At 69.4% G+C, this 13,636-nt stretch carries 13 protein-coding genes and 1 riboswitch; of the genes, 2 read left to right on the top strand and 11 right to left on the bottom strand.

The window, feature by feature from the left end; translation table 11 throughout:
- Positions 1-24: 24 nt before the first annotated feature.
- Complete coding sequence (locus C6V83_RS12860) at positions 25-519, bottom strand: polyadenylate-specific 3'-exoribonuclease AS (RefSeq protein ID WP_105942724.1); 495 nt, start codon at positions 517-519, stop codon at positions 25-27.
- A gap of 46 nt (positions 520-565) precedes the next feature.
- Here C6V83_RS12860 and C6V83_RS12865 point away from each other — a divergent pair, with 46 nt between their 5' ends.
- Positions 566-1,903, top strand: a complete 1,338-nt coding sequence (locus C6V83_RS12865; protein WP_105942725.1) for a glycosyltransferase 87 family protein — start codon at positions 566-568, stop codon at positions 1,901-1,903.
- On the opposite strand, the gene C6V83_RS12870 is transcribed toward C6V83_RS12865, so the two are convergent.
- The 6 genes from C6V83_RS12870 to C6V83_RS12895 all read right to left on the bottom strand — a co-directional run bounded on the left by C6V83_RS12870 (position 1,904) and on the right by C6V83_RS12895 (position 6,298).
- A complete protein-coding gene (locus C6V83_RS12870; protein ID WP_105942726.1) occupies positions 1,904-2,614 on the bottom strand; it encodes a lysophospholipid acyltransferase family protein in 711 nt (236 codons plus the stop codon). It abuts the gene before it with no gap.
- A gap of 63 nt (positions 2,615-2,677) precedes the next feature.
- The gene (locus C6V83_RS12875) at positions 2,678-3,676 is read right to left on the bottom strand and encodes an ROK family protein (RefSeq protein WP_105942727.1); all 999 of its coding nucleotides are present in this window, start codon (positions 3,674-3,676) and stop codon (positions 2,678-2,680) included.
- Between the two features lie 21 nt (positions 3,677-3,697).
- On the bottom strand, positions 3,698-4,069 hold the full coding sequence (locus tag C6V83_RS12880; protein ID WP_105942728.1) for a hypothetical protein: 372 nt from the start codon (positions 4,067-4,069) through the stop codon (positions 3,698-3,700).
- Positions 4,070-4,183: 114 nt separating this feature from the next.
- On the bottom strand, positions 4,184-5,401 hold the full coding sequence (locus C6V83_RS12885) for an ArsA family ATPase (RefSeq protein WP_105942729.1): 1,218 nt from the start codon (positions 5,399-5,401) through the stop codon (positions 4,184-4,186).
- Between the two features lie 20 nt (positions 5,402-5,421).
- The gene (locus tag C6V83_RS12890; protein WP_105942730.1) at positions 5,422-5,859 is read right to left on the bottom strand and encodes an SRPBCC family protein; all 438 of its coding nucleotides are present in this window, start codon (positions 5,857-5,859) and stop codon (positions 5,422-5,424) included.
- Positions 5,852-6,298 (bottom strand): hypothetical protein, encoded by a 447-nt coding sequence (locus tag C6V83_RS12895; RefSeq protein WP_199832515.1) that lies wholly within the window; start codon positions 6,296-6,298, stop codon positions 5,852-5,854. Before C6V83_RS12895 ends, C6V83_RS12890 begins: the two co-directional genes overlap by 8 nt.
- A gap of 136 nt (positions 6,299-6,434) precedes the next feature.
- Here C6V83_RS12895 and C6V83_RS12900 point away from each other — a divergent pair, with 136 nt between their 5' ends.
- Complete coding sequence (locus tag C6V83_RS12900) at positions 6,435-8,243, top strand: AMP-dependent synthetase/ligase (protein WP_105942731.1); 1,809 nt, start codon at positions 6,435-6,437, stop codon at positions 8,241-8,243.
- Between the two features lie 335 nt (positions 8,244-8,578).
- On the opposite strand, the gene C6V83_RS12905 is transcribed toward C6V83_RS12900, so the two are convergent.
- The 4 genes from C6V83_RS12905 to C6V83_RS12920 form a co-directional block, all read right to left on the bottom strand.
- Complete coding sequence (locus tag C6V83_RS12905; RefSeq protein WP_105942732.1) at positions 8,579-9,697, bottom strand: glycosyltransferase family 4 protein; 1,119 nt, start codon at positions 9,695-9,697, stop codon at positions 8,579-8,581.
- On the bottom strand, positions 9,697-11,172 hold the full coding sequence (locus tag C6V83_RS12910) for a peptidase MA family metallohydrolase (protein ID WP_105942733.1): 1,476 nt from the start codon (positions 11,170-11,172) through the stop codon (positions 9,697-9,699). The genes C6V83_RS12905 and C6V83_RS12910 overlap by 1 nt, the downstream gene beginning before the upstream one ends.
- Positions 11,173-11,242: 70 nt before the next feature.
- Positions 11,243-12,295 (bottom strand): C40 family peptidase, encoded by a 1,053-nt coding sequence (locus C6V83_RS12915; protein WP_105942734.1) that lies wholly within the window; start codon positions 12,293-12,295, stop codon positions 11,243-11,245.
- 92 nt (positions 12,296-12,387) lie between these two features.
- Positions 12,388-12,966: a C40 family peptidase gene (locus C6V83_RS12920; RefSeq protein ID WP_105942735.1), complete on the bottom strand. Its 579-nt coding sequence runs from the start codon at positions 12,964-12,966 to the stop codon at positions 12,388-12,390.
- An 18-nt stretch (positions 12,967-12,984) separates the two neighbouring features.
- Positions 12,985-13,167: riboswitch (cyclic di-AMP (ydaO/yuaA leader) on the bottom strand.
- Between the last annotated feature and the right edge of the window lie 469 nt (positions 13,168-13,636).

The raw sequence follows: 13,636 nt of genomic DNA on the forward strand, positions 1-13,636 counted from the left end.
GTATCGTGTGCGCACCCGCGGCGATCACCGAGTAGGCGCCGCCGCGGCCGCCTCGATGGCCCGCCAGCGCAGCAGGTTCTGCCGGGCGTCGACCAGGGCGCTGTGCGCGTCCCGGCTGGTCGCGGGCAGCGGCGGCGAACCGGCTGCCTCCCAGTACTGCCGCAGTTCCCGGGTGAAGCGCGGCAGTTCCCGCGGAAGGTCGACCATCGAACCCCACAGCTGGCAGACGACGACGTGGTCGTACGCCCCGACCCAGGCCCACAGTTCGACCTCACCCTCGCCCGCCACCAGGAATTCGTACAGCTCGTCGCGGATCTGCCGTCGGCTCCGCCACGCTTTGTCGGCCGGCGAGGGCAGTTTGTCCAAGACGTTGTCGCGCACCCAGCGGCCGGCCTTGGCCGGATCGAACTCCGTCGACACCGCGTAGAACTCACGACCGTCTTCGGCGACCACGCCGATCGAGATCAGGTCGATCGTCCGGCCGTCTTCGATGAACTCGCAGTCGTAGAAGTAGCGCACGAGTGCCGATTATCCACGACGCCCGCTTCGAAGTACCTTTGACGCCATGTCCCCGCACGCGCGTCCGACGGCGATCGCCCTGCGACGCTGGCGGCCCGGGGCCTTCGCCTGGGCCGCCGCCGCACTGGTCTTCGCAGTCTCGGCTGTGCTGCAGATCGTCGGGGTGCCGGGCACCTCCAGCTTCGGCACCCGGACGCGGTTCGACCTGGACGTCTACCGGCTCGGCGGCGCGCTGTGGCAGCAGGGCATCAGCCTGTACGCCGACGGTTCGCTGCCGTTCACCCAGGACGGCATCTGGCTCCCGTTCACCTATCCGCCGTTCGCGGCGCTGCTGTTCACGCCGCTCGGCGCGATCCCCCTCGGGATCGCCGGGATCGGCCTGTCCGTCGTCAGCATCGCGTGTCTGGTGTACGTGACCGTGGTCTTCTTGCGGTTGCTCGGCATCGGCCACCCCGGCAACCGCGTGCTGCTGGCCCTGGTGATCTCGGCCGCGACGGTGTGGTTCAACCCGTTCGGCATGACGCTCAGTTTCGGTCAGGTGAATGTGATCCTGCTGGTGCTGATCGTGGTGGATCTGTTCGTGGTCCGCCCGGACGGACCGCTGCGGGGCACGCTGATCGGGCTGGCCTCAGCGGTCAAGCTCACTCCGCTCGTCTTCCTGGGCGTCTTCGCGGCGAGTGGGCGCTGGCGGGCGGCCTGGGTCGGGGTCGGCGCCTTCGTCTCCGCCGGGCTGATCGCCGCAGCCTGGCTGCCCGCGGATTCGGCGAAGTACTGGTCGTACACCGTCTTCCACACGACCCGGATCGGGGTGCCGGAGGGTCCGATCAATCAGAACCTCAACGCCGCGTGGCTGCGCTTGCTGGGCGTCGACAACCCAGCGGCGCCGGCGGCGTGGGTGATCTCGGCCCTGGTCGTGACCGCGTTGGCGGCCGTGGCGCTGTGGCGGAGCCGCCCGAGCGAGTCCTTCGGACCGGCGCCGACTCCGCGCGACGACGTCAACGCCCTGATCGCGGCCTGCATCGTCGCCTTCTGGGGGCTGCTGGTGGCGCCGACCACCTGGTCGCACCACTGGGTCTGGTCGCTGCCGGCCGTGCTCGCCTGCCTGACGATCGGGGTGGCGACGCGTGATCGGCTCGGCGGACGTCTCTTCGGACTGCTGGGCGTGGTCGGCATCCCGATCTTCGCGATCGGTCCGTTCCAGTTGATGCCCGAGGATGTGACCGCGTGGTCGTGGTGGCAGCAGATCGCCGGGAACGCCTACCTGCTGTGGGCGCTCGGCTTTCTGCTGCTCTTGGCCGTCAAACCGTTTCGCATCGCCGACGACGGCCCCGCGGTGACCCCGACCGACGCAGCGGACCCCGCCGCGGAGCGCCGCGGACGGTGATCAGGCGGCGGTGTCGCCCTTGGCCGGAGCGTCGTCGGTCGTCGCATTCTTCAGGCTCGCCGCGTACACGTCGACGTACTGCTGACCGGACAGGCGCATCAGCGCGTACATGATCTCGTCGGTCACCGCCCGCTCGATGAAGCGGTTGCCCGCCATCCCCTCGTAACGCGAGAAGTCCAGCGGCTTACCGAACTTCAAGGTGATCCGCGTCGGCCGCGGGAGGATGGTTCCGGGCGGGTTGATCTTGTCCGTGCCGATCATCGCGACCGGGATCACCGGGGTTCCGGTCTCCAGCGCCATCCGCGCGAGCCCGGTCTTGCCCTTGTACAGACGGCCGTCCGGTGAACGAGTGCCCTCGGGATAGAGACACAGCAGGCCGCCGGACTCGATCACCCGCTTGCCCGCGGACAGCGCCCCGGCCGCCGCCGATGCACCGGAACGGTCGATCGGAATCTGCCCCGAGGAGCTGAAGAACCACTTCTTGAAGCGGCCTTTGGGACCCGGCTCGGTGAAGTACTCGGATTTCGCGAGAAAGAAGATGCGCCGCCGCACCATCAGCGGCAGATAGAAGCTGTCGACGACCGCCAGGTGATTACTCGCAAGCAGTGCGGGACCGTCGTCCGGGATGTTCTCCAAGCCCTCGACCTTCGGCCGCGCCATGAGCCACAACCACGGCCCCATCAGCACGTACTTGAAGAGGTAATACCACATCTGCCGACCCGCTCCCTGCCTCGCTGTGCCCGCTCTGTCGACGCGGGACCTGAGTATGGGCCCTCACTTTACTTCAGCGGCGGACAGCGCCGGTTCGGCCTGCGCGGACCGGCTCGCCAGCCGCAGCCGCGCCATCTGCGCGGCCCCGATCACACCGGCGCTCTCGCCCAGTTGCGTCGCCCTGATCCGGGCGAGCTGCCGGTGACCGGCCCCGGTGACCACCTGGGCGTAGTGTTCGCGCGCCTCATCGAGATACAGACCCGACGCCGTGCCGAGGCCGCCCGCGATCACGATCAGGTCGGGATCGAAGACGTCGGCGATCATCGCCATGCCCTGACCGAGCCATCGCGCGAGACTCGCGAACGCCGCGAGCGCGATCGGATCGCCGTCGGCGGCCGCCGCCGCGACCCGGCGGCCCGTCAACGAGCCCGGATCGGCCATCGACTCGGCCGCGAGAACCGAATGCCGCGCGTCTTCACGTGCCAGCAACTCCACTGCGGTATCAACCAGACCCGTTCCGCTGCAATACCTTTCAAGGCAGCCGCGCTTTCCGCAGTCGCACGGCCGTCCGTCCGGAACGACGACGATGTGGCCGAATTCGGGTGCCACCCCGAAGCTTCCGCGGTAGATCTCGCCACCCATGAGCATGCCGGCGCCGATACCGGTGCCCAGCGCCATCACCAGCGTGTTGTGCCCGCGGGCCGCGGCGCCGAAGTGCAGTTCAGCCAGTGCGGCGGAGTTCGCGTCGTGCTCGGCGAACACCGGCAGGCCGATCCGGGCGCTCATCTCGGCGGGCACCGCGGCTTCCCGCCACGCCAGGTGGGGCGCGAAGCGGACCGTCTGACAGTCGGGAGAGAGGAACCCGGCGATGGCGAGCCCCACCGCGCGCACCGCCCACCGGTCGCGCAACTCGGCGACCAGGCGGTCGAGGCAGTGTTCCAGTGCCCCGGCGGTGGGCGGGGTGGCCGCACGCAACGTGTCCAGCATGCTTCCGCGGCCGTCGACCACGGAGGCGCGAACGCTGGTGCCCCCGATGTCGATGCCGATGGTGAGATCATTCATGGTGCTCACGCGAACACCCTGTCACGGATGGGCCGGTGCGGTGGTGATCCGCACCGGAATCGTCTGGAACGAGGTGGGCGCGCGCCCGGGCGTCCCCTGGTCCGACCTGAGCATCGCCGCGACGGCCTCGAGGACCGCGATCAGCGCACTCAGCAGCCGGGCGAGCAGATCCCCGAGCTCGCCGACCAGCGTGCCGACCTCGGACATCAACTCGCCGACCGGAACGCCGTGCTCGGTTCCCCCGGCCGACGATGCGGCCGGACCGGTTCCGCCGACACTGCTTCCGGCGATCAGGCCGGCGAGCTGATCGATCTGCGCGGCGAATCCGAGCAGCAGAGGACCGAACGGATCGCCTGCGGCGTCTCCGGCGCTTCCCTGTCCGGCGTCGGTCATCTCGCGCGATCCCCTCATCGTCTTCGGCGGTCTGGACAGAATACTCTCCGCCGCGCCGGCGCTCCTCGCCGGCCGGACGATTCGGCGCCGGACGGATGCTTCAGCGCCGGACGTTCAGCGCTGCGGCCAGACCGCCGGATCCGGGGCGAAGTCCACCTGCAGACTCTCCCCGTCCCAGTCGGCCCCGGTCACCCGGCACCGACGCAGCACCGACGGCAGCCGGACCGGATGCCGGAATCCGGATACCGTCACCAGCAGGTCGTCGCCCGACCGACCGAGAGCAAGACGCTCGGGATCGGCGAGGCGCTGACGCCAGCTGAGCCGATAGCGCGCAGCCAGGCCTTCGCCCCCGAGGTGCACGACGTTCGCCGCCGCCGCACCCCGTGGCCTGCCGTTCGGCGCCGGCAACCGCACGTCCAGCCGGCGCAGCTGCGACAACCGTGACGGGGCGGCGTCCGCGCCGTCGATCGCGAGGACGGAGACGGCCGAACCCGCTTCCGCGCCGAACACCCTCCGCGCCGCCGCGGTCACGGGATCCGTCGGCAGCAGGCCCGGGCCGGCGTCGACCAGCACCGAACGCAGGGGCAGGCCCATCAGGTCCGCGAGCGCCGCATGGTCGCCCAGTGCCTCGACCCCACGCTCGCCGCCGGGGAGCACCAGGTGGGCGGCCACCGCGTGCGGATCGGTGAAAAGCTCGCCGAGGTCCTCACAGTCGCGGGCGATGCCCTCCACGGCTCCCGCGAGCGGGGCGAGGGCGGGCTTCTCCGATGCCTCCGCGAGCCGACGATGACGGGGCCAGAGCCGGCTGATCGCCGTCGCCAGCACCGTCGGCGCGCGTAGCAGCTCGTACGGGTCGCCGGCACCGGACAGGTCGACCACGATCCGCTGCCAGCGGCCCGAGGTCGCCGCCTCGCGGACCGCCCGCAGCAGCAGAAACTCCTGGGCGCCGGGCAGTCCGGCGAGCTCGCCGGCATCGATGCCGGCGATCGTGCCCACGACCGGCAACAGGTTGCCGACCGCTCCCGCCGAATTCAGGGCGGCGGTGAAGTCGATCCACGCGGACTCGGTCACCGCGAGCCGATCCAGCGTCAGCAGGTCCAACTCGGCCGTCACCGAGACCGCCTCGCCCGGAACCCGGAACACACCGAGCAGGCGCGGGAGCGGCGACCGCGGGTCGACCGTCACCAGGAGAGTGCTGCCGACCGAAGCCCACGACGGCCGCGTCGCGCCGGCTCCGTCGGCACGGCGGGTCGCCCGGGACGCCTCGGCCAGGTCCAGCGCCCCGGCCGCGGCGAGCACGGATACCCCCGAACCACCGGGCCCGAGAACCAGATGGAGTGGTGCCAGATCGATCAGCCTTCGACCCTCTTCTTCAGGTCGGTCAGCGCGGCATCGGTGATGGCCTTCTCGGCTCGCCGTTTCAGCTGGCTGATCATCGGAATCTTCAGGTCGACGGTGAGCGTGTAGGTGACCTTGGTCGAGCCCGGCACCTGCTGGCTGAGCCGATACGACCCGCGCTGGTCGCGCTGGAGGTCACTGGACTCCAGTTGCCAGGACACCGCCGTGCCGTCGGCCGCCCACTGATAGTCGAGCACGTAGGTGTCGGTGAGGACACCCGCATCGAGCTCGAAGCGGACCTTCGCCGCGCGGCCGTCCGGACCGGTCTCCAGCACCGTCACCTCGCGCGCAGCGGTGACCCACGACGGATAGTTGTCGAAGTCGGCGATCACGTCCATGATCGCGTCCACGTCGGCGCCGACGACGATGGACCGCTCGGTGTGATCAGCCACGGACGCTCCCCGGATCAGCGCTCGCCGGGTCTGCGCAGGCCGGGTCCGGGGTCGCCGGCCCGCCGATCTCGCGATCGCCCTCCAGCAGCGCCTTCACCTCGAACGACATCTCCTTGCCCGCCACTCGGCGCTGCTTGTTCAGCTCGGCGACCTCGGCCATGGCCGCCGCCGGCTCGCTCGGCAACGGACGCGTCGGCTCGGCGTGCAGATAGTAGTGCAGGACGAAGCCGTCGAGAACCGCCTCGCACCAGATCTCCATCGTGCCCTCCAGCGGCCCGCTCACCCGCCAGCGCACGCCCTGATCACCGCGATCCTCGACCACCTCGAGCCGCAGATCGCCGAACCACCGCTTCCAGCGCGCGCGATCGTTCACCACGGCGCCGGCCGTCGTCGGGGCCGCGGCCACAAAGGTCTCGTCAGCCACCTGAATGGTCGTCACCCCATTAGCATCACACACGGTCCGCCGACGGCGAAAGTCACCCGTGCCGATCAGCGGCACCGGTGCGAGCGTTAGACTTTCGCTGATCGCCGATCAGTGCGTAGATCGACGCCGCAACCGAAGGGTGTTCACTTCCATGGCCGAATGCCGCGTGCCCGCCGCATACACGATCCCACCGGAGCGTAACGCCGGCGACGTCCTGTTCGACGTCGCGGCCGCCAACCCCGGCCGGACCGTCTTCTTGAGGCAGGACGGCGCCGACTGGCTGCCGGTCAGCGCCCGGGAGGCCGCGGACACGGTGCGCGCGCTGGCGAAGGGCTTGATCGCGTCCGGTGTCAACGCCGGCGACCGTGTCGGGCTGCTGTCGGCGACCCGTCTGGAGTGGACCCTGCTCGACTTCGCCGTCTGGTCCGCCGGCGCCACTCCCGTCCCCATCTACGACTCCTCCTCGGCCGCCCAGATCGACTGGATCATGGAGGACTCCGGCGCCACCGCGATCATCGTCGAGAACGACGCGAAGCGGAACCTCCTCGCCGAGGTCGCCCACGTGACGGCGGCGACCAGCGTGTTCGTGATCGACACGGCGCAGGGGCCCGGCGTCGTCGAACAGCTCACCGCGGCAGGCGCCGGCGTCACCGATGCCGAACTGGACGCACGTCGTCGTTCTCTCACCGCCGACTCCCCCGCCACCCTGATCTACACCTCCGGCACCACCGGCCGCCCCAAGGGCGTCATGTGCTACCACCGGAACCTGCTCGGCGAGATCGGCGGAGTGCTCGACACCTCGCTGCAAGAGCTGCTCGGCGAGGACAAGCGCCTGCTCCTGTTCCTGCCGATGGCCCACGTGCTCGCCCGCGCGATCAACCTGGTGGCCATCGAAGCTGGGGTACAGGTCGGCTACACGTCGGACATCAAGAACCTGCTCACCACGTTCGAGGTGTTCCGCCCCTCGCTCATCCTCTCGGTGCCGCGAGTCTTCGAAAAGGTGTACAACTCGGCCAGGCAGAAGGCCTACGACGCGAGTCCGGTGAAGGGCAAGATCTTCGACCGGGCCGCGTCCACCGCGATCGCCTACTCCAAAGCCACCGATCAAGGCTCCGTCGGGACCCTCCTGGAACTGCGTCACAAGCTGTACGACAAGCTCGTCTACTCCAAACTCACCGCCGCCCTCGGCGGGCAGTGCGAGCTCGCCATTTCCGGCGGCGCACCGCTCGGCGCCCGCCTCGGCCACTTCTTCCGCGGCGTCGGCATCCCGGTGTACGAGGGTTACGGTCTCACGGAGACCACCGCGGCCATCACCGTCAACACCCCCGGACAGGTGCGGATGGGCACCGTCGGGCGGCCGATCCCCGGCAACGCAGTCCGTATCGCCGAGGACGGTGAGGTCCTGCTCAGCGGTGCGGTGGTGTTCGGCGGCTACTGGCGCAACGAGGAGGCCACCGCCGAGGCGATCACCGACGGCTGGTTCCACACCGGCGACATCGGCACGCTCGACGACGACGGCTACCTCAAGATCACCGGCCGCAAGAAGGAGATCATCGTCACCGCGGGAGGCAAGAACGTCTCCCCCGCGCCCCTGGAAGACATCATCCGGGCGCACCCTCTCGTCTCCCAGGCCATGGTGGTCGGCGACCAGCAGCCGTTCATCGGCGCCCTGATCACCCTCGATCCGGAGTCGATCGGCGACTGGCTGGCCCGCAACGACAAGGCAGCCGACCTGCCGATGCCGCTCCTCGTCAAAGACCCCGACCTGCACGCCGAGATCCAGTCCGCGATCGACGAGGCCAACGCCACCGTGTCGCACGCCGAGGGCATCAAGAAGTTCCGGATCCTCAAGACGGACTTCACCGAGGAGACCGGCGAGCTCACCCCGACGCTGAAGGTGAAGCGCAAAGTGGTGGCCGAGAAGTTCTCGCACGCCATCGAGAAGATCTATCGGAAGTAGTTCTCTTCTTTCGTGTGTTCGGCCGGGTGTGGCCGGGGATCTTCGTTCTTGCTCGTCCTCGCCCTCGATCCTCGTATCGAGATCGAACACCTGCCCCTCGATGAGGGCTGCGGGGGGCGCTGCGAATCGAAATCCCCGGCCACACCCGTCGGATCTCCGGAAAGAGCCGCTGACGGAGCTCGCCCAAGGAGCGAGAACTTCCGGCGTGAAGCCCGACTAACGCTCGACAGCGCGCATGAGCGCCTCCGGCTGCCGTGGGGCTGCGCGAATCCCTTGTCCCAGAAGAGGGTCCGCCTGTAGCAACTCAGGTCACGGTGAACGGGGGGTCGCAGCGGTCAGAGCAGCTGTTGCAGGCGCGCGGCCTGGTGGCGCCACTGCCAGTTCTCCACGGTCCACCGGCGTCCGGCCTCGCCCATCTCCCTGGCCCGCTGCGGATCACGCAGCAGTGAGACGACGGCATCGGCGATCGCGCCGACATCGCGGCCGTCCACCACCAGGCCCGTCTCACCTTCGCGGACCGTCTCCGGAGCGCCCCCTGAATCACCGGCGACCACGGGCACCCCGGACGCCGACGCCTCCAGGAAGACGATGCCGAGCCCCTCGACGTCGAGCCCGCCCCCGCGGGTCCGGGTGGGCATCGCGAAGACGTCGGCCATCGCGTGGTGGCCCGGAAGCTCCTCCGCCGGAACGGATCCGGTGAACGTCACCCGGTCGGAGACGCCGGTGCGCGCGGCGAGACTCTTCAGCCGGTCACCATACGGACCGCCGCCGACGACCATCAGATGCACGTCGGGCACCTCGTCGATCAGCTGCGGCAATGCCCGAATCAGTGCATCCTGGCCCTTGCGCGGGACCAATCGGGAGAGACAGAGGACCACGGGCCGGTCGCCCAGCCCGTAACGGTCGCGCAGCACTTGGCGCGCGACCGGGTTCGGCGCGAACCGGTCGACGTCGACCCCACAGGGCAGATACTCCAGGGCGCCCCAGCGGCCGAACGCGGAGGCGAACCTGCCGCGCGTGTACTTGCTGACGAAGGTCACGACGTCGGCGGTCTCACCGATCACCCGAAGCACCTGGCGCGCGCCGAGAAGCATGGACCAACCGACCTCGTGACCGTGTGTGCTCGCCACGATGCGTTGTGCGCCCGCCTGCCGCAGCACGGGCCCGAGAACGGCCAGCGGTGCCGCCGCGCCGAACCAGACAGTGTGAATATCGTTCTCCCGCACCAGCTTCGCCGCTCGGCGCGCTACCGCCAAGGACGGCAGCATGAGTGTCGTCGGATGGCGCACGATCCGGTAGGGGGCGGCGGCGTCGTACGCTTCGCAGCCCTTCCAGCGCGGCGCGTACACGATCACTTCCTCCGCGGGGAGGTACCCGATCAGGTTCTCCAGATACGACTGGATTCCGCCGGGGCGCGGCGGGAAGTCGTTGGTGAGCAGCAGCGTGCGGCGCATCAGCGCACTTCTCGCCGAAGCCAGGTCTGCCACTGGCGGACAAGCTCGGCGGTGTCCGCGCCCAGAACGGACTCGACCGCGGTGTCGACCTGCGCCGCAGCGCCGCTCTGGGCGGCGGCCAGGTACATCCGGCGCAGCTTGTCGTCGCCGAAGCGGTCGGCGACGAACTCGGCGAAACTCCAGGAGCTCTGATACGCGAGACGAGCCGCATCGGCACTCCCGGCGAAGTCCTCGTCGGTGGGCAGTCCGGTGGGCAGGTCGCCGCCGGCCACCTCGGCGGCCAGTTCTGGGGCCACGTCGGTCAACTCGGCGTCGGTGCCGCGACGTCCCACATACTCGGCCACTCCTTCGGTCAGCCACATCGGGGCGTCCTCGGCCGTGTCCACCCGGGTCGCCACGTGCGTCAGTTCGTGACGCAACACCACCGCCACTCCGGCCGGAGAGAGCTGAGCCGCCGTCGGCGCCATCACCACCCGCTGCCCCACGACGGTGCGCGATCCGCGATCGATCCGCGAGTACACCGTGGCGGCGGCCGCGGCGGCGATCCGGTCCGGGTCGCTCCGCGTGAACGCGGCGAACTGCGCGGCATCGCCGGTCACCATCAGCACGGCCCGCTGCGCCCAGTCGTCGCCCCAGAAGTCGCTCACCGCGGCGACCGCCGGGCCCAGTTCCCGCCGAACCGCGGCGACCGTGGCTTCGGTCCCCGGATACGACAGGATCGACGACGCCCCGCCTGCGGTCTTCACATCGGCGGCCTGCACTCCGCCGAACGCCCACGGAGGCGACTCCGGCGGCGGGGCGGGTGCTCCCGGATCGATGCTGGGGTCAGGCGCCAGCGAGCCGTCGCCGAGAAGCTTCCACTCGTCGCCGTAGCGAGCGAAGGCGAGCGCCTCGGTCACTTCGATCACCGGTTCGTCGACGCCGGGGCGGGAGACTCCGCCGAGCGCGTACCTCAGTTTCACGGGAGTCACCCAGCTGTCGGAACTGCCGTTCTCCCCCAACGACACCCCCAGCGCTCCGCCGATCAGCCGGTCCGGCGCGTCCGACTGGACCACCGTGTAGTCGAAAGTGCGCAGCACCAGGTTGGCCCCGCGCGGCTCCGCTGGGCGGGCACTGCGCGGCGGGCGCTCCGAGCGCGGCGCCGACCGAGCCGTGGAGTGCGTCGTGGACGGCTCCTCACCGGTCCGCTTCGGCGGCGTCGGTCCCAGATCGGCTTGCGTCCGGTACCAGCGGTCGCGGAACTCAGGTGTGGCGAGCGGATCGATCAACGCCCCCAGCTGCGCTTTGTCGCCGCCGGTGAGCGCTGCCACAAGGTCGTCGAGCAACGCGTTCACGCCGTCTGCGCGCTGCTGCTCGTAGACGTTCATCGGCGTCGTGGAGACCGCGGTGCTCGACGACGACGGCGCTGCGCCGTCGTCGTCGCCACAGGCAGCGAGGCCGAAGACCAGCAGACCGACCAGACCCGCCGAAACCACCCGGGCGACACCGGATCGACACGGCGGAATCAGACGCGATGCCGGAACCAACCGGCAGGCTGCGGACAAATCAGTACCGTCGTGCGGTATTGAACGGGCCGGCCTTGTCGACGGGGACCACCGCGACCGGCACCCCGAAGGTGGACGCGTGAATCACGTAGCCGTCGCCCACGTACATGCTGACGTGGTGCGCATCGTCGTAGTGGATGATCAGGTCGCCCGGCTTCAGATCCTTGCGGTCGACCGGTCTGCCGCCGCCCATCTGCGCCTGGCTCGTGCGCGGAATCGTCTTGCCCGCCTGCTTGTAGGCCCACACCATCAAGCCGGAGCAGTCGAACTCGTCGGGCCCGGTGGCGCCCCACACGTACGGGTCGCCGATGCGCGTCAGCGCTGCGTGCACGGCGATCAGTGCCGGGGACGTGCCCTTGGGCACGATCCGGGGATCGAAGTCGTACTTCGGGCCGCGCAGGGCGGCCAACTGACGGCCGGTCATCGAGTGGTAGACGGCGCGCACACCGATCGCCTCGAGCTGCAGCTCGGCCTGCTTGGCCTGCAGGTCGCCTCGCTTGCGCTGGGCGTCCTTGACCGCGGCCGCCGCGTCGGTGCCGGCCTTCTCCGCGTTCTTCTTGGCGGTCGCGGCGGTGCTCGCCGTCTTCTTGACCGCGCGCAGATCCGCGGTGGCCTGCCGGGAGATCACCTCGAGGTCGGTCATGTTGTCGAGCAGGTTCTGCGGCGAATCGCTCACCAGCATGGCGTAGAGCCGGTTCACCCTTGCACCGCGATAGCTCGCGCGCGCGAGGGCATCGATCTTCACCTGCGCCGCGTCCATCTTCTTGGTCGCGTCGTCGAGCTGCTTCTGGGCCGACGACGCCTTCTTGCGCGACAGGACGACCAGCTTGCGCTGCTTGTCGTACTCGGACTGCGCATGGTTCATCGCCTCGGCCGACTTCTCGGCCTGAATCGAGAGCTGCTTGTAGCGCTTCAGGAGTTGGTCGGGGTTCCGCGCGGGGTCGGCGTTCGACGTCGCCGGCTGCGCGATCGCGACAGTCGCCGCGGTGGCCAGCACCGCGACGGTCGCCACGGCTCGGCGCGTGCCGCGGCGCAGGAAATCAGTCGTACGCATCACTTCAGAAGTTCCCTACCGGAGCCAGAGCGAGCCGTGCGCGTTCGAAGGCGCACGGCTCGCTCTGGGAGCATTCACAACGTTGACCAGGCTCAGTACCGGCGGATGCCGGTGAGCTGCCAAGCCTTGACCTTGTCGCGCTTGACGGGCACGCCGTAGGTCGAGGAGTGCACGAAGATGCCGTTGCCGGCGTAGATCCCGGCGTGGCCTCCGCCGTTGAAGATCAGGACGTCACCGGGCTTGGCATCGGCGAGCGAGGCCACCCGCTTGCCGCCGCCGAGCTGGCCGTAGCTGTCGCGCGGGATGGTCTTGCCGGCCTGCTTGTAGGCCCAGTGGACCAGACCCGAGCAGTCGAAGGCGTTGGGGCCCGCGGCACCGTACGAGTAGGGGGAGCCGATCTTGGACTCAGCGGCGCGCAGCGCCTTCTGGGCGCGGGCCGGCTGGCTGTTGATCAGGCCGCCGTTGTTGTTGCCCTGCTTGAACTGCGGCGGAATCTGGTTCTCGTTGACGCCCGGAACCTCGAAGTCGCCCACACCGGGGATCGAGATCGGCGCCGCATCGGCGGGGCCGGCGGCGAGCGCGAGGGAACCGACGGCGATCGAACCGGCGATCACGGCAGTCTTGGCGGCCTTCACGGCAGCACGGGGCTGTTCCATACGGTGTTTACCCACGGAAAAAGTTCTCCTTGTAGTTTCTCCCTTGACCGCCGACCGGGTTAGCTGTCGGATTCGGGCCGGAAGAGATGGCCCTACGCGGTCTCCCGCGATTCACCCCGATCCGGCGGGCGACGGCGAGTGGTGACTCACCTGTCGCACTCCGGAGGAAGTGGGTCCCCGGTTCGCGCCCCTTGTGCAGGTTGGCGATTAGGCGGTGCCCTCCCGGAACTCCCTGGTGGAAGCCCCATGTGGGAAGGTCTCGAAAAGATTACGAAACCTTGACGGCAGATGTCCACCGAACCGGCGACAGGAGTCCGCGGCACGCCTCAGCCGACCGCGCGCAAGAATCCCCGTCCGGCGCTCCGCGCAGGGCCTCCACCTGCATCGATGTCGCGTCTCGCCGCGTTCGCGACGGTCGGCGAGATCAGCGCTGTGGCGGCCAACACATCCACCGCATCGTGGAGATCACGGACCGCCCCCTCAGGGTCTTCCCCGGGGTCGAAGCCCCTGGTCGCAGGGGCGAAGAAGACCTGCATCAGACATCCGTCGCAGGCCCTTCCCCGCCCCGGGCAGGTGGCGCAGTCGATTCGCACTGTGATCTACCTCTCATTCATTGATGAATCGAGTGTCACGTGCGATTTCGCCCGGCACGCGACACGCCGGAAGCCGGCCCAAGGCTCGACCC

The organism is Gordonia iterans, from assembly GCF_002993285.1.
Classification (GTDB): domain Bacteria; phylum Actinomycetota; class Actinomycetes; order Mycobacteriales; family Mycobacteriaceae; genus Gordonia; species Gordonia iterans.